The following is a 19218-nucleotide window of genomic DNA, read 5'->3' as shown; positions in this document are numbered from 1 at the left end:
GAGCGCAATCCGATAAAGTGGAAGGCACCGCACGGGCGCTCCCGTTTTCGGACAAATTGCGCGACAAAACAAAAACCTAGAGCGGGATTTTGATTCCATCAAAACTCATCCCGCTCTAGACCTGTTCGGCCTCCGCTTCGAAACCGCCGCCCAACGCCGCGAATCCACGCCCTGGGTAAACCGCGCTTGGGCCAGCGCATGACTGTCCTCCGCCGCGACAAAGCGGGTTTGGGCCGCCAGCCGCTTCTGCTGAGCATGCGTCAGGTGATGCAGGTGTTGTGCCGCATGCCGCAATGCCACGGCGCGTGAAGTTTTTCCGCGCCAAACCTCGCGCGATTTGCTACGCCTTTCCGAAAACCTGCCGGGGGAGCCGATCATGCGTCCTTACGTTTTCATCCTCGCTTTTTTAGCCGCTACGCAAGTGTCTGTCGCATGGCCCACAGCGGCCAGGGATGCGGTACCTCTTGAACTGGATGGGCTGTTCCAGGATCACATGGTCCTGCCGCGCCACGCCGCCGTCGTTTCCGGCCGTGCAGCACCTGGTGAAGTGGTCACCGTCTCCTTTTTCAACATCAGCCAGTTGGCGGCGGCTGACGATACCGGCCGCTTCCAGGTCGAACTGCCGGATTTTGCACCCGGCAAGAGCGGCCGCCTCTCGGTAGCGACGGCCTCGGGCGACCGCATCGAGCTCGAAGATGTGGTGTCGGGTGACGTCTATCTCTGCTCCGGCCAGTCCAACATGCAGGCGACGGTCAGGCGCGCCCTCAACGAAGATGTGGTCATTTCCAACTCGGCCAACGACCTGATCCGTATGGCGACCGTTCAGGTCAATCCATCGCCCAAGCCGCTCGACAAGTTCCCGTCGCCGGTCGCCTGGCAGAAGGCGGCACCCGAGACAGTCGGTGACTGGTCGGCAACCTGCTACTTCTTTGCCGCCGCGCTGCAAAAGCGCGTTCAGGTTCCGATTGGCCTGGTCCATGCCTCACTGGGCGGCTCCAATATCACCACCTGGATGTCGCCGCAGGCCCTGCTGCCCGACTATGCCGCCGCCGAGAATCTGCTGAGCCTCTATGCCGACGATCCGGACAAGGCTGGCGCTGAGTTCGGCCACAGCTTCGAACAGTGGTGGAAGAACAGCGGCGCGCCCGGCACGCCATGGGCGGCTTCGGCTGCCGACCTGCGTACCTGGCAGGCCGCGCCGGATGTAGCGCAGAACTGGGAAAAGTGGGGCCTGCGCGAGCTTTCCGCCTATGACGGCCCGCTATGGTACGGCGCGACTGTCACCCTGACCGGGGAACAGGCCGCCCAGGCGGCCACCCTGGAACTGGGCCGCGTCGACGATATCGACCAGACCTGGCTGAATGGTCAGCCGGTCGGCTTTACCTCAGGTGCCGGCAGCGAGCGCCGGTACAGGGTGCCGGCGGGTGGCCTGGTTGCCGGTGACAATGTGGTGGTGCTCAATGTCGTCGACCTGTGGAGCTTTGGCGGCATGTATGGCGATGCGCCGCGCCAACTGAAACTGGCCGACGGGACGGTGGTGGCGCTCAAGGACTGGCGCTGGTACCCGGTGCCGGCGGCGCAAAAGTATCCTCCGCGCGCGCCCTGGGATGCCACCGGTGGGGTCAGTATCCTGAAAAACGGTATGATCTCGCCGATGGGGCCGTTCGGTTTTGCCGGTGCCATCTGGTACCAGGGCGAAAGCAATGTCGGCCAGCCCTATCAGGGTCTGCTGACGCGGCTGTTCAAGGACTGGCGCGGCCAGTTTGGCAAGGATCTGGTGTTTGCTGTGGTGCAATTGGCCAATAACGGCCCTCGCGTCACACAGCCGACGGAGTCGGGCTGGGCGCGCCTGCGCGAGGACCAGCGCCTGGCGGTGCTGGCCGATGGTAATGCGACCCTTGCCACCGCCATCGATATCGGCGAGCCGACCGATATCCACCCCGCCAACAAGCAGGTCCTGGGCGAGCGCCTGTCGCGGGCGATGGCCATCCAGCTTTATGGCTTCAACGGCTCGGAATCCGGTCCGCAAATCAAGTCCGTCGTCAGGGTCGGCGACCGTCTGGTGCTGGATTTCGATGCGATGGAAGGTGATTTTGTCACCTACAGCTCCCATCGCGCAATCGGGTTCGAGGCCTGTGCCGGCGATGTCTGCCGCTATGTCGACGCGGAGGTGAACGGCAAGTCGGTCATGCTGTTGCCTGCGGCAGATGCGACCAGGGTGCGGTTCTGCTGGGCGGATTCGCCAACGTGCAATCTGTATGACGGCAAGACGGGATTGCCGGCTGTGCCGTTTGAACAGACGGTGGCGCCGTAGCTATCGCGCTTCGTCGCGGTGCGGTCGGACGACCTTCCTAAACACGTTTGCGCGGTTCCAGCGGTCCAAAATCGATGGCCTTGCAGCCGCTGCAGCTATCGCAACCCGACCCGCAACCGTCCGACTTGACGGCGGCCTTCTTCGGCAGGAAGCGCTTCACCAGTTGCCAGGCGGCGAAGGCGACAATCACCGCTACGATCAAACCCTGGATCATGACGTCAGCCTCATTGTAACCTGATAGGTGACAAATGCCGCGAGATAGGCCAGGGCGAACAGATAGCCGGCCGTGATCGCGACATATTTCCAGCCATTGGTCTCGCGTTTGATCACCGCCAGGGTCGACAGGCACTGCGGCGCAAAGACATACCATGCCATCAGTGACAGGGCCGTCGCCAGCGACCACTGCGATGAGATCAACCCGCCGAGCTGACTGGAAATTTCGTCATCGCTGCCTGACACACTATAGACCGTGCCCAGCGCCGATACCGCCACCTCACGTGCCGCCAGGCCGGGGATCAGAGCGACGCAGATCTGCCAGTTAAAGCCGATGGCATCAAAGGCCGGCTGCATCCAGTGGCCGATCCGGCCGGCGACTGAATAGTCGATATCCGGACCCAAAGCGCCTTCGGGCTTGCCGGGGAAGGTGGTCAGAACCCACAGAAGCGTATTGACGGCAAAGATGATACCGGTGATGCGACGGATGAAGATCATCGCCCGTTCCCACAGGCCAAGCACCAGGCTCTTCAGGTTGGGCAAACGATAGGACGGCAGTTCCATCAGCAGCGGATATTCGCGCTTTTCACGACGGCTGATGGTGATGACCCAGGATACGATCAGGCCTGAGACAATACCGACCAGATACATGCCAAACAGCACCAGACCCTGGAAGCTGAGGACTCCGAAGACAGTGGTGCTGGGCAGGAAGGCGCCGATCAGCAGGGTATAGACCGGGATCCGCGCCGAACAGGTCATCAGTGGCGAGATCAGGATGGTGGTCATCCGCTCGCGCATGTCGGGGATGCTGCGCGTCGCCATGATACCGGGAATGGCGCAGGCATGGGAGCTGAGCAGCGGAATGAACGACCGCCCGGTCAGGCCGGCCGCGCCCATGACCCGATCGAGCAGGAAGGAGGCGCGCGGCAGGTAGCCGGATTCTTCGAGGATCAGGATGAACAAGAACAGGATGACGATCTGCGGCAAAAAGACCAGGACGCTGCCCAGGCCGCCGAACAGGGCGTCGGCGATAAAGCTTTTCAGCAGGCCGTCGGGGAGGGACTGGGTTGCCAATCCGCCCAGCCACGCGAGTATCGCCTCGATACCGTCCATCAGCGGCGTCGCCCAGGTAAACACCGCCTGGAAGATCAGGAACATGATGAAGAGCAAGATAGGGATGCCCAGCCACGGATTCAGCAGGAAGCGGTCGAGCGCGTCGTCGGTCCTGGCCGTCCGCGTCGGCATGACGATGCTGGCCGACAGGATCCGCCGGGTTTCGCTGTGGTCGGCTTCGACGGGGCTGACCGGCGGCGCTGAGGGCGCAGCGCGATCGATCTGGCCGATCAGGGCCCTGGTGCCTTCCGAGGTGACCGCTACGGTTTCGATGACCGGAAGGCCCAGCTCACGCTCCAGTCCGGCGGTGTCGATCTGGATGCCGCGCTTGCGGGCGGCGTCCATCATGTTCAGCGCCAGCACCATAGGCCGGCCCAGGCGGCGGATTTCCAGCACGAAGCGAAGGTGCAGGCGCAGGTTGGTGGCGTCGGCGACGCAGACGATCAGGTCGGGGGCGGCAACGCCCTCGATTCTGCCCAGGCAGGCGTCGCGGGTGATGATTTCATCGGCGCCCAGGGCATCGAGACTGTAGGTGCCGGGCAGGTCCAGTACATGCACGGTGCGCCCGGAGGGCGCGGTGAAGGTGCCTTCCTTGCGCTCGACAGTGACGCCGGCATAGTTGGCGACCTTCTGTCGCGAACCGGTCAACTGGTTGAACAGGGCCGTCTTGCCGCAATTGGGATTGCCGACCAGGGCGATGTTGAGCGTCGACATCAGGCGGCCAGTTCCACGGTAATCCGGTCCGCTTCCGAGCGGCGCAGGGCAAAACGGGTGAAGCCGATCTGGATCAACAACGGGTCGGCGCCGAACGGACCACGACCGACCACCTGAACCGGCTCGCCGTCGACAAAACCCAGCTCCCGCAGGCGCCGCGCGATCGGATCGACTTCGGACGTATCGCTGACCGCGAGGACACGGGCAGGGGTGAAGGCTTTCAGAGTGGTGAGTTTCATGGTGTCCAGGACAATTATCTGCGAATGACTATCATTATGTTGCGTAGTGGGTCAAGCCGACCCGCGTCTTTTCTCTTGCGGCGAAGAGCCGCCGGGGGTTACGCAAAGTGCAACCGCGCGCCGCCACCCATGCGGCGTTTGAGCTTAAAAATGCGACCTTGCCCGGAGGCCCGCCATGATCCGTTTCGTCCCGCGTTTTTTTGTCCTTGTCCTTGTCACGGCCTTGAGCGCTTGCGTCAGCCTGCCCCCTGAGGGTGGCTCGGGGCGGGCCGAGTTTGTCGTCATTGGTGATACGCCCTACAGTGCCAGCGACGAGGCCATGCTCGTGACGGCGATCCCGAAGATCAAGGCCCTGAATCCGCCGTTTGTGCTCCATGTTGGGGATATCCAGGCGGGCAAAGACGTTTGCGGCGCCCCCGATGACCGTTTCGCCGCCCTGGTGGAAGCGCTGAGACCCATTCCGGTCATCTATACCCCCGGCGACAACGAGTGGACCGATTGCGATCGCAAGGAGATGCCCGGCACCACGACCAGGTTCTCGGAACTGGCGCGTCTTGATATCCTGCGCAGCCGGTTTTTTGCTGTTCCGGCCATGACCGACCCGGAGTTCCACTATGTCCAGCAGGCGGGTCAGCCGGAAAATGCGCGCTTCGCGTATGGCGGCATGGTTTGGACCACGCTGAATATATCGGGTACCAATAACGGCCGCGATTTTGTCATGGGCGACGGACTGGTTGTGGCCGCCAGGGCAGCCGAGGCGCGCGAGTTGGCCAATGTTGGCTGGTTGAACGAGGCCTTTGCGGTGGCGGCAGCGCGAAAAGCGCGCGGCGTGGTCATTGTCATGCAAGCCGACATGGTCACCGAGGTCGACCCGAAGGCGTACGGGCAACCCTGTTTCGACGCGGTGGCCGATAGGCGGATGCGGCCGTGCGACGGCTTCTATCCCATCCGTGACATGTTGCCGGCGCTGGCGAAAAACTTTGGCAAGCCGGTGTTCCTGATCCATGGCGATACGGGGCCGTTCCGGGTGATGAAAGGCTGGGCGCCGGCCACGATCTACGAACTGAATGCGGCGGGCGATGTCTGGTACCGTGACAGCGGCGAAATGTGCGCCGTCCGCGATGTTACCCACGTCTGGATTGATGTCGATGCCGCGGAACCTTTGCGCGCGCAAGGCCTGGTGACGGGCGAAATCCCCGCAACGACCCGGCCGACCGCTGACGATTGTAAGTGAGGTTAGGAACCACGGATCAACACGGATTTCCGGATTGTCCTGAACTTGCGCGAAACGGCATAGCTTTAAGTGAACCGGCGTTGCAAGCTAACACGGTGGCAGAAGCGATATTCCTTACAAGTCCGACATGCATAGTCGGAAGGCCAACGCTTCGCGTGCATGAACCCGATTCAGCCGTTTGCACCAACACTGTGAACAGCAGGTTGGCAATATCGCGCGCTTCTCTGCTAAAAACCCTATCCGGCGCGGACCTGGTGTGGTTTTTCCTGCGATGGCGACAGCCAGGCCGAGACGGCGCCGGCCAGGACGGCCGGCCGGACCGGCTTTTCGACCATGGCGTTCATGCCGGCCGCCAGGCAGACCTGACGCCGGGACTCGCCGCCGGCCGAAACCCCGATGATCGGTGTGCGGGCGTTCAACTCGCAACTGGCGCGGATGCCGCGCGTGGCGACCAGGCCGTCCATGATTGGCATGTTGACGTCCATCAGGATCAGGTCGTACCGGCGCTCCAGACACGCCTGGAGCGCTTCGGCGCCGTTGAGGGCTGTATCGACGCTATAGCCACGCGAGCGCATCAGGGTGACGATCAGGTCGCGGTTGCCCGTATGGTCTTCGGCGACCAGGATATAGCCGGTTTCCTCTGCCGCGACGTGTCCGAAGCCGTCGTCGATATCTGCCTCGCAGACCTGGACCGGAATATCGAACCAGAACATCGAACCGTTGCCGGGGCTGCTTTCGACACCGATGCGTCCGCCCATCAGCTCGACCAACTGCTTGGAGATCATCAGGCCCAGGCCAGTGCCGCCGATCGTATGATCGACCTGCGAAAAGCGCTGGAACAGTCGCTTGTGACCGTCGGGTGAAATCCCTGGACCGGTATCGGTAACGCAGACCTGAAGGCGGTCGCCGCGCCAGTGCAGGGCGATCACCACGCCACCGTCGTGGGTGAACTTGACGGCGTTGCCGGCCAGGTTCAGCAGTATCTGGCGCATCCGCATCTCATCCAGCAACATGGCCGGCATGTCGTCGTCGGTATCGACCGACAAGATCAGGCCCTTGGCCTGGGCCTGGACCTCCAACAGGTCGGCGACATCCTGGACAAGTGCATTGGCCGAGCAGGTCGCCAGATCCAGCTCCAGTTGGCCGGCCTCGAGCTTGGAATGGTCGAGGATGTCGTTGATGAGGGCCAGCAGACCCTGGCTGGCGGTCCAGATGCGCTGGCTGTAGCGCCGCGGTTCCGGGTCTTCCAGAATGTCGCGCAGCAGGGCCGAAAAGCCAATGATACTGGTCAAGGGCGTGCGCAGTTCGTGCGACATGGTCGCCAGGAACTGCGACTTGGCGTCAGCCGCGGCATTGGCCTCGGTCATGGCCTGTTCAAGGGCGTCCTCGACGGCCTTGCGTTCGGTAATGTCGCGTATGACATCCTGAAGCTGGGTGATCTGGCCATCAGGGCCCAGCACCGCGCGCGGCGACGCCTCGAGCCAGACGATATGGCCGTCCCGGTGGCAGGCCCGGTATTGTACGCGCGTGGCTGCACTCCAGTCGCCGCAGTGCACATAGCTGGCGAAGGCCAGACGCGTGGCAGAGCGGTCTTCGGGATGGACCAGGTCGTTGAGATTGCGGCCGATCACCTCGGCGGGCGTAAGACCCAGTACTTTTTCGACGGCAGCAGAGACATATTCGACGCGGCCGTCCAGGTCGAAGACAGCAATGATGTCGTTGGAAGTGTCGGCGAGCAATTGATAGCGCGCTTCGCTGGCCGCGATGGCCTCCCGGGCCAGCAGGAGGTCGCTGAGGTCGTGGACGACGCCCAACAGGCCAATGACCTGACCGCGTTCGTCGCGTTCGCAGAGGCCGATGGTCTCGATATGGCGGACCTCGCCGGTGACGCGGCGGACGCAGCGGGCGCGGAAGGAGAACTCACCCGAACCGGCTATGGCGGCGTCTACGCAGCGTTTGACGTCATCGCGATCATCGGGATGGAACAGCGCCATGGTCGCAAAGATGCGCGGTGTAAAGGTCGCCGGATCGCAGCCGAAAATGGCGTAGGTTTCCGGCGACCAGCAGGTCTCCCCGGTTTCGAGATTGCCGTGCCAGTGGCCCAGGGGCGCCAGGCGTTCCGCCATGCGCAGATAGTCGCTGTATTGGGTCAGCGTCTTCCTGGCATCACGGTGTTCGGTCTCGTATTCACGCCGCTCCCTGGCCGGGAAGACGGCGTAATGGAATGTGTCGCCATCGCGGCGGCCATTGACCAGGATGGGAATGCCGTCGCCGTCGGGACCGGTCAGGGTGAGGGCGATCTCTGCCACCTCGCCGGTGATGTTCAGTTGTCGCAGCAGCCTGGTGCTGTGGATAGACTGCGATGGCCGCGTCAGGCACCGGCCGAAGGTCTTTGGCCCGCCGTCATAGCCACTCATCTCGCGAAAGAAGCGGTTGGCCGCTATGATGGTGCCGTTGCCGTCGCACACCACCAGGCCGCACGGCGCATGTTCGAAGGCGCTATCGGACATGTCGTGACCTTGACAGCAGCTTTGGTCTACGCGAAATGATGGACATGGCTTGGCCACAGGCTGAGGGATAAGGGTTACCAGCTTTACCCGCTCACGGTTAAAATTGAGCTTAAACCAACGCTCGATGACCTTCACTCATCCAGGTTGGTAAGCGCGCCAAAGTACGTTTCTGGCGCAACCGAGCCTTTGTGAGGAGCCATCGGGGCCGACCGTTCGGCGGCGTCTTAGCGGCAAACGTGCAAACCTAGAGCGCAATCCGACAAAGTGGACACCACTTTTCGGAAAAATTGCGCGTCAAAACAAAAACTTAGAGCGGCGTTTTGATTCCATCAAAACTCATCTCGCTCTAAGCCTGCGCCGTTTGTGTCAGCGTCTTTGCAGGTTGGTGTGCGTGCCCGGTCATCTGGCCAGTTTGATGCGCACGGCTTCCGCGAGCGCAATCGCCGCCCCGCCCGCGGCGTAGCAGAGGAGGTCCTTCGTGTCGAAGGTACCGCCGAGAGTGAAGTGAGCCAGGCGGTTGCCGCGCAGACCGAGCAGGTCGATCAGGCCGAACAGCTGGCCCAGTTCGATCGTCAGGGCGATAGCCAGGGTAGCCGTCAGCGCAAGGGCGACGTTCAGGCGCGTAATAGAGCGCAGGCCGAGATAGACCAGCACAACGGCCAGGACGTCGCCGAGATAGGGGCGAACGAAACCATCGCGCACGAACAGGGCGATCAACACCTCGATGGCGAACACGATGGCCGCCGCCAGGCCATACCCCCAATGCCACCTCAAACGAAAAATCTCACAGTTTACGGATCTTGATGTTGCGGTACCACACCGGATCGCCATGATCCTGCAGGCAGATGCGACCGGAGGGCATTCCAGCGAAATGCGGCATGGCGCTGAACTTGGACTTGGCGATCATGGCCTTCCAGGTATCGTCGCCGTAAGGTGTATCGGCTGTTTTCACGCCGTTCAGCCAGTGTTCGATGTGGTTGTTGCTGAACAGGATACGCGCCGTGTTCCACTCGCCGACGGGCTTGGAAGCATCTGTCGGCGGCACGATCAGGTCGTAGAGGGCGCCGGCGGTATGCGACGGAATCTTGCCGTCGGAATGGCCGGCATTGTCCAGCACCTGCATTTCCGGGCCGGTCTGGTAGGGGGCGGAGGTGTCGTCCAGCTCGCGGACGAAATACATGACGCCGCTATTGCCCTTGGGCGAAATCTTCCAGTCATAAACCAGTTCGAATTCGCCGAATTCCTCTTCGGTAACGATGTCGCCGCCGCCGGCCGCTTTCAGCGCCAGGGCGCCGTCCTCGATAACCCAGCCGGGCGTGGTTCCCTTGAATCTGCGCCAGCCAGTGGTGTCGCTGCCGTTGAACAGCAGTTTCCAGCCGGCGGCCTTTTCGGCCTCGGTAAGCGTGTTGGGCTGAGGTGCACCGGCACAGGCGGCGAGCGGCAGACCGGCGACGGCTGCGGCCGTGGCGGTCAGGAGCAGGGAGCGTCGGTTCATGATCAATTCCTCTTATCTCAGACATCCCCGCCGAAGATGGGGAGGTATATCTATGCCGGATACGGCAGATTCAGCTCTTTCAGCAGTCCACGCAAATGCTCTACGGCCTCATCGCTGGGGCCGGGATAATCCTTCATCGGCGTATTGCCCTGGAAGCCGATTGCCGCCTTGCCCTCGGGGAGGGTGTAATACCCCCCGACGATCAGGCCGCGCAGCCGTCCGAAGAAAGCCGCCGGCTCGACCAGGTAGTCCGGCACCGGGTCCAGCATCAGGGCATCGACGATTACCGCGCGTGACTTGCCATCGGCCTGCGCAAACGGCTTCTGGCACAAAAACCGGCTCTGCCAGTCCAGCCAGATCAAACCATTGAAAACGCGGCTACGGTCACCGGCCTGGGCCTCGTAGGGCGAACTGATCCATTCATCGATAAAGGCAGCGATATCGACATCACCCGCCCCGGGGCCGCTCTTGTCCGGCGGCAGCACGATATTGCCGATGACGTTCAGCGTCTTTTTGTCCTCGTCGCCCAGCAGCAGCGCCCACGGTACGCTCGGGTTCATCAGGTCCGGATCGGTGCCATAACCGACGGCGGCATTGACCGGCTGGGGTACGTCAGGCCAGGAGAATTCCGGATTCAAACCCGTTGGCGCGGTGGCCTTGGTTGTTCGCGCCGCCGCCGGCACAGCCGGAATTGCGGTCAGCGCAGCGGCCATCCAGGCCAGGGTGGTACGTCTGGACTGACTCATGCGAAAGTCCCCTGCTTGATCTTGGTCGCCAGGTTCTCACTCGCCCGCCAGGCCAGGGCCATGATGGTCAGAGTGGGGTTCTTGTGCGGGTTGGAGGTCAGCATGGCGCCGTCGGCCACCAGCAGGTTCGGTACCTCCCAGCACGCATTGAAGCTGTCGAGCACCGAGTTGTTCGGGTCCGAACCCATGCGCGCCGTGCCGCCTTCGTGGATGATGACCCCGCCGGGCCTGATGTTGCTTTCGCCGGTGTCGCTCGGATTGACTACGGTTCCGCCCATACGCTTGATGATGGCCCGGGCCGTATCCAGACCATGCTGGACCATATTGATCTCCTGGTCCGCCCATTTCCAGTGGAACTTAAGCACCGGAATCCCCCACTTGTCGCGCACATTGGCGTCGATCTCGGCAAAGCAGTCCTTGTTCGGGATCATTTCGCCGCGCAGCGAGAAGTGGACACGGTTGCCCATCTTGCGCTTCATGGCGGCGCGCAGTGCCGCGCCATTCACCTTGGGCAGATCCGCGCCGCCCGTCCATGGCCCGGGCAGCCGGAAACCGCCGCCGATTTCGAAATGATAGCCGCGGGCGAAGTTGAGCTTGCCCTGCGCCTGTTCCTTGTAAAGCCACCACGGGATATAGAGGTGGGCCTGGTCGGCGCCTTCCTCGTTATAGATCGGCCGCCCTTCCAGCCCTGGGATTATCCCGCCGGTATAGCCGCCGACGGTGTCGACCAGGTTCTTGCCGACCTGGCCCGAGCCATTGGCCAGCCCGTTGGGATGGTCATCATTGCGCGAATTGAGCAACAGACGCGAGGTCTCGCAGGCGCTGGCGGCCAGGATCACGGCCCTGGCCGTGACTGTATGGCGTTGGCCGGTCTTGCGGTCGACATATTCGACGCCGTCGGCCTTATCTTTGGACTTCATCACCACCTTCGACACCATGGCGTCGGTCACGACCGTCAGCCGGCCGGTCGCCATGGCCAGCGGCAGCACCGAGGTCGTCGCCTGGTAAGCCGCGCCGATGCTGCAGCCGCGGCCGCATGGACTGGCGTAGTAACACGCACTGCGCGGCGCAACGTCATCCGGGCGGTCCTTGGTGTGGATGGCGTAGCGCGACGGCACGCACGGCACACCCAGATCGTTGGCAGCTGCCTTGATCAGTAGCTCATAGACCCGAGGCTTCGGCACCGGGTGGGCGATGCCGGGCGGCGAATCGGGATGGTTTTCGAGCCCATTCTGCGCCCCCCACAGCCCAACGATCTCCTCTGTCTTGTCATACCATGGCGCAACCTCGTCGTACGAGATCGGCCAGTCCATACCGATACCATCTCGCGAAAACGGTTTGAAATCGTAGGGTCCAAAGCGCGGCACATGGCGGCCCCAGTGGTTGGTGCGCCCGCCCAGCATCCGCGACCGCCACCATTCGAACGTCTGGCCCTTGGCGGTGGTATAGGGCTCGCCCGGCACCTGCCAGCCGCCGTCGATTGTGGCGTCGTAATAGCCGAAGGGCTTGTCAGGCGTGGAGGTGCCGCGCAGCGGCGCTTCGTGCTCCTGGCCCAGCATGTTGGTCTCTGCCTGCGGATCATAGCCCCGCCCAGCCTCAAGCAACAGGACACTCACCCCTGCCCGCGTAAGTGCATAGGCGGCCATGCTGCCGCCAGCGCCCGATCCGACGATGATAACGTCGTGGCTCTTGGTCCGGGCCGTTTGTTCGAACATGGTGTCCCCCTGAGGAACGTTTTATTGTTATCGCCAGAGATAACGACAAAAAGCGATGCCTGTCACGGTCCGTTTTTACCGATTAAAAAAATCAATAGATTTAAATTGGTCTGATCACGTTTTTGTAAAGGTCTGACATTGTCCTTGACCCCTGCCGGGTCTCGCTGGTAACGCTACCATAATGAAAAAGCGCTGGTTAGAGCGTACTGAGAAGATATCCCTGAGTCTGTACCCTGTGAGTTTGTACCCTGGTTTTGCTGGACGCCTTCTGGCGTCCGGCGCCCAAAGCGCAATCCGATAAGGTGGACATCAACGCACGGGCGCTCCCGTTTTCGGAAAAATTGCGGGACAAAACAAAAACCTAGAGCGGGTTTTGATTCTATAAAAACACATTCCGCTCTAAAGGCACCTCACCTGGTCGCCTTTGTTTCACTCGGCTCGCGTACTCTCCCCGCTTGCCTGCAGGCGAGGCCGGAGCGAGGTAAATTCACCCCGCCAGCCGCATCGCCGCAAGGATCTGAGTCTGGGCCTGTTTCAGCAGATCCCGCATCCGCGCATTCTCATCCCGCAACCCAATCTCCGCCCGGCTATTGCGCATGACATAGGCCAGTTGATGCGACAGGACCCGCCAGTTGATCGGCTTGACGACGAACTCGGTAGCCCCTGCGGCATAGGCCCGGTCCACAGCCACCATGTCTTCGCGGCCGGTGACGACGACGATAGGAAGATGCGCCAGCATCGCATCTGCCCGCACCCTTTCGATCAGCTCGAACCCGTTCATACGCGGCATGTCCAAATCGATCAGTGCTATATCAATCCCGCCCTGCAGCAGTCGCTCCAGCGCCAGTACCCCGTCGGCGGCGAGTTCGACCTCGACCGACGGCGTCGCCAGGTGAACGGCCGCGAATTCGCGCAGGATGGGGTCGTCGTCGGCGACGAGAACCCGTGCCGTCTCCATGGCTACGAAACTTGAACTCATGGCTTCAACACCGTGGAACTGCGCGGCCCCATGCCCTCGGGGGCTGGCACGCCCGAGCCCGTATAACGCCCGTTGATCACCAGGGCAGGGCTGTTCTGTATTTCCAACGTCCTGGCAATGACGATGCTCCGATCGTAGTCCAGGGCAACGCCGACCTGCGAGGCTACCTGCGCTTGCGACTTCAGGCTCGAAATCTGGGTATAGTCGACAGGGCCATCACTAGAGCGGGATGGCTTTAGGTAGAATCGGCATCTCGCTCTAAGTTTTTGTTTTGTCACGCAATTTGTCCGAAAAGTGGCTTCCGCTTTATCGGATTGCGCTCTAGCCATGAGCGGGGGTACGGCGGCGATCGTAAAGATCATCGCCGACTGACCGCTTTTGCAGCGCCACAAATTACCCAGCTTGCGCAACAACATTCTGTTTTGTTTCCAGCCCTCAAGAAACGTATCAGGCAGTTTTTAAGATTTGATTGCTAGTCTCAGTTAGGATTAACGGGTCGCAAACTGGCCACCAGATCCCAAAAACCGCACAGGCCCGTATGAGTTCTTCCAAGAGCGTGAAATCTGCTCCTTCCATTCGCCGGCGCTTAAACGTGCTGGTGCTGGGATCGGTGCTGTTCACGACCCTGCCCGTGGCCGGTCTGTTTACCTGGCAGGAAACCACCCGCCACGCCCAGGCGCGCTGGTCGCAGATGAAGACCGCCGCCGATGTGCTGGCCTCGTCCGCCGCCGAAGCTGTCGCCACCAACGATCAGCAGCGCGCCTTCACCGCCATCCGCGCCGTGTCGCGGACCCCGGGCATCATCTATGCCCGGGTTCAGGGCGCAGGCGGGTATGTCCTGGCCGAGAACGGCACCGGCGCGCGCCTGCGCCAGGATGTCCGCATCAATGCCGACACGCCTAACCCTTCGGTGCGCCAGCTGGTGTTGACCAGGACCATCGAAATCGTCGCGCCGGTGACCATCGACGGCCAGCGTATCGGTCAGGTGGTGGTCGTGCACCAGGCCGACGGGGTTGCTGCGGCGCTGATTCGGTCGTTGACCTTGATCATGGGTATCGCCGCCGGCGCGCTGGCCCTGGCCATGCTGGGGGTTACACGCCTGCAGGCGGCGCTGACCCGCCCGCTGGTCAGGCTGACCACATCGGTTGGTGAGATGGCCGAGAAGGGTGATTTTTCCCAGCGCGTGACCATCGAGAGTCGTGACGAAGTCGGGCGCCTGGTCGACAGTTTTAACGCCATGCTGGACGCCATCCGCACCCGCGATACGAAGATCGAGGCGCACGTCAAGGGGCTGGAAGGCGAGGTCGCCGCCCGTACGGCCGACTATATCGCCGCCCGCGACGAGGCCGTCGCCGCCACCGTTGCCAAGTCGGATTTTCTGGCCACCATGAGCCATGAGATCCGCACCCCGATGAACGGTGTCATGGTTATGGCCGAGCTGCTGGCGGCCGAAAGCCTTCCGGCCAGGGCCCGCCGCCACGCCCAGACCATCGCCAAGTCAGGCCGTTCGCTGCTGGCGGTCATTAACGACATTCTCGACTTCTCCAAGATCGAGGCCGGCAAGCTGGAGGTCGAAACCACTGAGGTCGACATCCTCGATCTTTGCGACGACATCATCACCCTGTTCCAGGCCAAGGCACGCGAAAAGGGGCTGGAGCTGGCCGTCTCCGCGCATCCCGACGCTCCGCGCTTCGTCCCGGCCGATCCGGTGCGCCTGGGCCAGGTTCTGTCCAACCTGATTTCCAACGCGCTGAAATTCACCGACCAGGGCCTGGTCGCCGTGGCCATCGAGCCGGGGCCCGGCCGCACCTGGAGGCTGTCGGTGCGTGACACCGGGATTGGTATCGCCGCCGACAAGCTGCCGAAGATTTTTGCCGCCTTTTCGCAGGAAGACCAGACCACCACCCGCCGCTTCGGCGGTACCGGCCTGGGCTTGACGATCGCCAGGCGCCTGGTCGAGGCCATGGGCGGCGAGGTCTCCGTCACCTCGCAACAGGGCCGTGGGACGCGTTTCCTGGTCGTCATGCCGGCGGGCGATCACGGCGAAACCTGCGCCCCGCCGCAGGTCCATCATCCCGTCACCGTTGACCTGCGCATCGAAGGGCCTCTGGCCCGCGCCGCCCTGGCCCGTCGTCTGCAGGCCGCCGGCATCACGGTCGATTCCGCCAGGGCCGACGCAGTGATTGCCGACAAGGCCCACCGCAGCGCCGGCGATGCCGATCCTGCGAAACTGATCCTTCTGGCCGATCCAGACGACGGCGAGGCCGATGGCCACGTCCGTCAGGGCCAGGCAGCCTGTCTGTTGCCGGCGCCGGTGCGCCACCGCGACCTCGATGCCCTGATCATCAGCCTGCGCGATGGTCAGCCGCTTGCGCTCAGCGAGCCCGAGCACAACTCCGCCGCCATTCAATCGGCCTATCCGCGCGCCCGCGTCCTGGTCGTCGACGATGCCGAGGTCAACCGCGAAGTCGCAATGGAAGCCTTGTCGCGCTTTGGGATCACCGCCGAAACCGCCAATGACGGCCAGGCAGCGCTTGACCGTCTGGATGCCGAAGACTTCGACCTGGTGCTGATGGACGGCTCCATGCCCGTTCTGGATGGCTTCGAAGCGACGCGGCGCCTGCGTCTGCGCGAAGCGCGCACCAGCGCGGCGGCCACCCCGGTCGTTGCCTTGACCGCCCACGTCGTTGGTGCCGCGGCAGAACTGTGGCGCGAGGCCGGCATGGACGGCGTGCTGCACAAGCCGTTTACGCTCAAGGCCCTGGGCGACATCCTGCATCACTGGCTGCCGCACAACCTGGCCGAAGATCCGGCTGTGGTTGAATTCGACGACGAGGACAGCGAGCCTCTGGTGACGGTCGACGAAGCCTTGTTCGATCCGGACGTCGCCGGCCCGCTGTTGGACGGCCTGGACACCGACCGCGGCGATTTCGTTCGCAAGGTTGTCGGCCTGTACACCCAACATGCGCCGGATTGCATCGCGCGCCTGCAGGCGGCGCGTTCCTCCGGAAACGACGAGGACATGGCCAGCGCGGCCCACGCCCTGAAGTCGATGAGCCTGAATCTGGGCGCCCGCGCCGTAGCGGAAAGCTCGGCCGTCATCGAACGGGCGATCCGCGAGGAGGGCCGCAAGGTCATGGTCGAAGAGATCGCCAATGTCCGCGCCCTGCTGGAAGCCACCCTCGTGCGCCTGGACGATGTGATCGAAGGCGGCGAACGCATCACGGTGCTGCCCGAAGACCCCGAGCAGGTTATGCTGCGCGAGTTGCGCGACGCCATCGCCGCCGAAGCCTTCGAGATGAAGTATCAGCCGATCTTCGACCGCAACGGCGTCGCACCAGTGTCTGCCGAAGCCCTTATCCGCTGGAACCGCCCCGATGGTACGCCGGTTGGGCCGGATGTGTTCATACCCCTGGCCGAGCGCGAAGGCCTGATTTGCGCCATTGGCGTCATCGCTCGCAGGAAGGTGCTGCGCGAGGCCGCCAACTGGTCGGTACCGGTGGCGGTCAATGTGTCGGGCATCGAACTGGAGCAACCCGGTTTCGTCGCCGATCTGAAGGCGCTGCTGGAAAAGACCGGCTATGACGCGGGACGGCTGGTTCTGGAGGTGACGGAGACGGCCTTCATGGGCGATCCGAAGCGAATCAACCTCATCTTCGAAGATCTGCACGCCCTGGGCATCAAGTTATCCCTGGACGATTTTGGCGTCGGCTATTCGTCGCTGACGGCGTTGCACCGCTTCCCGTTCGACAAGATCAAGATCGACAAGGAATTTGTCCACGCCCTGGACAGCGATCAGCGCGCGGCCCTGGAGGCCCTGGCCATCATCCAGGCCGTCGCAGGTATTGGACGCGCCTTCGGTATGCAGGTGGTGGCCGAAGGCATAGAAACCCAGAGCCAGCACACGGCCCTGAAGGCAGCCGGGGTCCACGCCATGCAGGGCTGGCTATTCGGCAAGCCGATGTCCGCGGCGGGCCTGACAGCGCTCCTGGGTATGCAGGATCAGCGCCTGGCGAGCTGAGTGGGTTCTGACACCGCCGCTAAGCGGTAATGGCGTTGGATTTTGGAACCGCGAATGAACGCGAATAAGCGCGAATGTGTTCGGTACATTCGGAAATTTTGCGGACTTCGGCTAAGTTTTGGTGAGCGCCATTGGCGCTCTTAATTCGCGTTTATTGGCGTTCATTCGCGGTTCCAAACCTTCTTTCTTGACAGCGTTGTTCGCAGCTTTAAACCAGCATCCCAACGATACAAAGCCATTGAGGAAGCACATGATCAGCCGCCGCGACCTGGGCGAGGCCGAGGCCCGCCTGGCCATCGATGCCTGCGTCGCCGAACTGAAACGACGCGGCAAGTCCGGCGTTGTCGCGGTCGGCGATTCTCACGGCGAACTGCTGGCGCTGTGGCGGACTGACGGTTGTTCTCTGCCGCCCATCGTTATCGCCCAGAACAAGGTCTACACGGCCGCCCGCGTGCGCGGTAACAGTGGTGACTTGGGCCGTGACGCGCAAAAGGACGGCTCCGACGTGCATTACCACGGCGATGCCCGCTATGTCGGTTGGGACGGTGGTTTGCCGGTCATCCATGACGGCGAATGTCTGGGCGCCGTGGCCGTCAGCGGCCTGACCGGCGTCGAGGACGTCGAAATCGCACAACTGGGCGTCGCCGCCATTCTCAACAGCCTTTAAGGAAAACTCCATGGCCTTTCCCGTGCCCTACGCCGCTGCGGCGACCCGCTATGACTCCATGGCCTATCGCCGCTGCGGCCGGTCGGGTCTGAAGCTGCCGGCGATTTCGCTCGGCCTGTGGCAGAACTTCGGCGGCGACGATGTCTATGAGACCGGCCGCGCCATGCTGCGCTTCGCCTTCGACAACGGTGTCACCCATTTCGATCTGGCCAACAATTACGGTCCTCCCTACGGCTCGGCAGAAGAGAATTTCGGCCGCGTCATGGCCACCGATTTTAAGGCCCACCGCGACGAACTGGTCATCTCGACCAAGGCCGGCTGGGACATGTGGCCCGGCCCTTACGGCGATGTCGGCGGTTCGCGCAAATATCTGATCGCATCGTGCGACCAGAGCCTGAAGCGCATGGGGCTTGACTATGTCGACATCTTCTATTCTCACCGCGTCGATCCGGAAACCCCACTGGAAGAAACCATGGGCGCCCTGGTCTCCCTGCACCAACAGGGCAAGGCGCTCTATGTCGGTATTTCGTCCTATTCACCGGAACTGACGCTCAGGGCCGCGGCGATCCTGAAGGCCGAGAATGTGCCGCTGCTGATCCACCAGCCGTCCTATTCGATGCTGAACCGCTGGGTGGAGAAGGGCTTGCTGGATACGCTGGCTGATGTCGGCGCCGGCTGTATTGCCTTTTCGCCCCTGGCCCAGGGCCTGCTGAGCAAAAAGTACTTGAACGGCGTGCCGGCGGACGCCCGCGCCGCGAAGGAAGGGTCGTTCAATCCGTCCCTGATCACGGCGGACAATATCCGCCGCATCCAGGGGCTGAATGCGATTGCCGAAAGCCGGGGCCAGACCCTGGCCCAGATGGCGATTGCCTGGGTGCTGCGCGATCCGCGCGTCACCTCGGCCCTGATTGGCGCCCGCACGGTGGCGCAACTGGCCGATTCGCTGGCGTCGCTGAACAATTTGCGTTTCAGCACGCAGGAACTGACGGAAATCGACGCCTTCGCCACCGAAGGTGACATCGATCTTTGGAAGGTGTCCTCCACCCTGTGATTGCCCCATCACATGTCCGAATGTCTTAGTGCCTCTGGCGCTTATACCAAGCCTCATAAAGAATGACGCTTGGTATTCGCATTTTTTCAGCTCAAGCGCCGGACTAGGCGCCCCCCATGGCTCCTCGCATAAGCTCGGGCACCCCAGAACGTTCTTTGGCGCGCTTGCCAGCCCGAGATGAGTCAAGGTCATCGCGGGTTGGTATTA

The 19218-nt window shown here is 62.5% G+C and carries 15 protein-coding genes; 5 read left to right on the top strand and 10 right to left on the bottom strand.

The genetic code is table 11. The annotated features are described in order from the left end of the window. Positions 1-376: 376 nt before the first annotated feature. Positions 377-2314, top strand: coding sequence for a sialate O-acetylesterase (locus tag ABAC402_RS38635; protein WP_040410151.1), 1938 nt, complete (start codon positions 377-379; stop codon positions 2312-2314). A gap of 37 nt (positions 2315-2351) precedes the next feature. On the opposite strand, the gene ABAC402_RS39950 is transcribed toward ABAC402_RS38635, so the two are convergent. From ABAC402_RS39950 to ABAC402_RS38625, 3 genes are read right to left on the bottom strand one after another with little or no spacing between them, the layout of a single operon-like run. Continuing rightward, a complete protein-coding gene (locus ABAC402_RS39950; RefSeq protein WP_023451311.1) occupies positions 2352-2528 on the bottom strand; it encodes a FeoB-associated Cys-rich membrane protein in 177 nt (58 codons plus the stop codon). Then, complete coding sequence (locus ABAC402_RS38630; RefSeq protein ID WP_023451310.1) at positions 2525-4354, bottom strand: ferrous iron transporter B; 1830 nt, start codon at positions 4352-4354, stop codon at positions 2525-2527. Before ABAC402_RS38630 ends, ABAC402_RS39950 begins: the two co-directional genes overlap by 4 nt. After that, the gene (locus ABAC402_RS38625) at positions 4354-4593 is read right to left on the bottom strand and encodes a ferrous iron transport protein A (RefSeq protein ID WP_023451309.1); all 240 of its coding nucleotides are present in this window, start codon (positions 4591-4593) and stop codon (positions 4354-4356) included. The genes ABAC402_RS38630 and ABAC402_RS38625 overlap by 1 nt, the downstream gene beginning before the upstream one ends. 175 nt (positions 4594-4768) lie before the next feature. On the opposite strand from ABAC402_RS38625, the gene ABAC402_RS38620 reads away from it, so the two are divergent. Beyond that, positions 4769-5827: a metallophosphoesterase gene (locus tag ABAC402_RS38620; RefSeq protein WP_023451308.1), complete on the top strand. Its 1059-nt coding sequence runs from the start codon at positions 4769-4771 to the stop codon at positions 5825-5827. Between the two features lie 236 nt (positions 5828-6063). On the opposite strand, the gene ABAC402_RS38615 is transcribed toward ABAC402_RS38620, so the two are convergent. The 7 genes from ABAC402_RS38615 to ABAC402_RS38585 form a co-directional block, all read right to left on the bottom strand. Beyond that, the gene (locus tag ABAC402_RS38615; protein ID WP_023451307.1) at positions 6064-8337 is read right to left on the bottom strand and encodes a PAS domain S-box protein; all 2274 of its coding nucleotides are present in this window, start codon (positions 8335-8337) and stop codon (positions 6064-6066) included. Between the two features lie 399 nt (positions 8338-8736). Further along, positions 8737-9111 carry a DUF2809 domain-containing protein gene (locus tag ABAC402_RS38610; protein ID WP_023451306.1) on the bottom strand — a complete coding sequence of 125 codons (375 nt, stop codon included), beginning with the start codon at positions 9109-9111 and terminating at the stop codon, positions 8737-8739. 10 nt (positions 9112-9121) lie between these two features. Then, positions 9122-9832, bottom strand: coding sequence for a DUF1080 domain-containing protein (locus tag ABAC402_RS38605; protein ID WP_023451305.1), 711 nt, complete (start codon positions 9830-9832; stop codon positions 9122-9124). A gap of 50 nt (positions 9833-9882) precedes the next feature. Continuing rightward, positions 9883-10578 (bottom strand): gluconate 2-dehydrogenase subunit 3 family protein, encoded by a 696-nt coding sequence (locus tag ABAC402_RS38600; RefSeq protein ID WP_023451304.1) that lies wholly within the window; start codon positions 10576-10578, stop codon positions 9883-9885. Next, a complete protein-coding gene (locus tag ABAC402_RS38595) occupies positions 10575-12293 on the bottom strand; it encodes a GMC family oxidoreductase (protein ID WP_023451303.1) in 1719 nt (572 codons plus the stop codon). The genes ABAC402_RS38600 and ABAC402_RS38595 overlap by 4 nt, the downstream gene beginning before the upstream one ends. A gap of 487 nt (positions 12294-12780) precedes the next feature. Continuing rightward, entirely contained in the window at positions 12781-13272 is a 492-nt protein-coding gene (locus tag ABAC402_RS38590) for a response regulator (protein WP_031236113.1), read from the bottom strand. Beyond that, on the bottom strand, positions 13269-13550 hold the full coding sequence (locus ABAC402_RS38585; RefSeq protein ID WP_155847497.1) for a hypothetical protein: 282 nt from the start codon (positions 13548-13550) through the stop codon (positions 13269-13271). Before ABAC402_RS38585 ends, ABAC402_RS38590 begins: the two co-directional genes overlap by 4 nt. Before the next feature lie 314 nt (positions 13551-13864). On the opposite strand from ABAC402_RS38585, the gene ABAC402_RS38580 reads away from it, so the two are divergent. The 3 genes from ABAC402_RS38580 to mgrA all read left to right on the top strand — a co-directional run bounded on the left by ABAC402_RS38580 (position 13865) and on the right by mgrA (position 19011). Then, a complete protein-coding gene (locus ABAC402_RS38580) occupies positions 13865-17293 on the top strand; it encodes an EAL domain-containing protein (RefSeq protein ID WP_023451300.1) in 3429 nt (1142 codons plus the stop codon). 250 nt (positions 17294-17543) lie between these two features. Next, entirely contained in the window at positions 17544-17960 is a 417-nt protein-coding gene (locus ABAC402_RS38575; protein ID WP_023451299.1) for a heme-binding protein, read from the top strand. Positions 17961-17970: 10 nt separating this feature from the next. Beyond that, positions 17971-19011: an L-glyceraldehyde 3-phosphate reductase gene (mgrA, locus tag ABAC402_RS38570; RefSeq protein WP_023451298.1), complete on the top strand. Its 1041-nt coding sequence runs from the start codon at positions 17971-17973 to the stop codon at positions 19009-19011. The last annotated feature ends 207 nt before the right edge of the window (positions 19012-19218 follow it).

Source organism: Asticcacaulis sp. AC402 (assembly GCF_000495835.1).
In the GTDB taxonomy this organism is placed as follows: Bacteria; Pseudomonadota; Alphaproteobacteria; order Caulobacterales; family Caulobacteraceae; genus Asticcacaulis.
This window is presented reverse-complemented; position numbering and strand designations above follow the sequence as displayed.

Coding starts and splice junctions, on each gene's coding strand:
- ABAC402_RS38630 (WP_023451310.1), bottom strand. CDS start 4,354: ATGTCGACGCTCAACATCGCCCTGGTCGGCAATCCCAATTGCGGCAAG.
- ABAC402_RS38575 (WP_023451299.1), top strand. CDS start 17,544: ATGATCAGCCGCCGCGACCTGGGCGAGGCCGAGGCCCGCCTGGCCATC.
- ABAC402_RS38600 (WP_023451304.1), bottom strand. CDS start 10,578: ATGAGTCAGTCCAGACGTACCACCCTGGCCTGGATGGCCGCTGCGCTG.
- ABAC402_RS38595 (WP_023451303.1), bottom strand. CDS start 12,293: ATGTTCGAACAAACGGCCCGGACCAAGAGCCACGACGTTATCATCGTC.
- mgrA (WP_023451298.1), top strand. CDS start 17,971: ATGGCCTTTCCCGTGCCCTACGCCGCTGCGGCGACCCGCTATGACTCC.
- ABAC402_RS38635 (WP_040410151.1), top strand. CDS start 377: ATGCGTCCTTACGTTTTCATCCTCGCTTTTTTAGCCGCTACGCAAGTG.
- ABAC402_RS39950 (WP_023451311.1), bottom strand. CDS start 2,528: ATGATCCAGGGTTTGATCGTAGCGGTGATTGTCGCCTTCGCCGCCTGG.
- ABAC402_RS38625 (WP_023451309.1), bottom strand. CDS start 4,593: ATGAAACTCACCACTCTGAAAGCCTTCACCCCTGCCCGTGTCCTCGCG.
- ABAC402_RS38620 (WP_023451308.1), top strand. CDS start 4,769: ATGATCCGTTTCGTCCCGCGTTTTTTTGTCCTTGTCCTTGTCACGGCC.
- ABAC402_RS38615 (WP_023451307.1), bottom strand. CDS start 8,337: ATGTCCGATAGCGCCTTCGAACATGCGCCGTGCGGCCTGGTGGTGTGC.
- ABAC402_RS38605 (WP_023451305.1), bottom strand. CDS start 9,832: ATGAACCGACGCTCCCTGCTCCTGACCGCCACGGCCGCAGCCGTCGCC.
- ABAC402_RS38590 (WP_031236113.1), bottom strand. CDS start 13,272: ATGAGTTCAAGTTTCGTAGCCATGGAGACGGCACGGGTTCTCGTCGCC.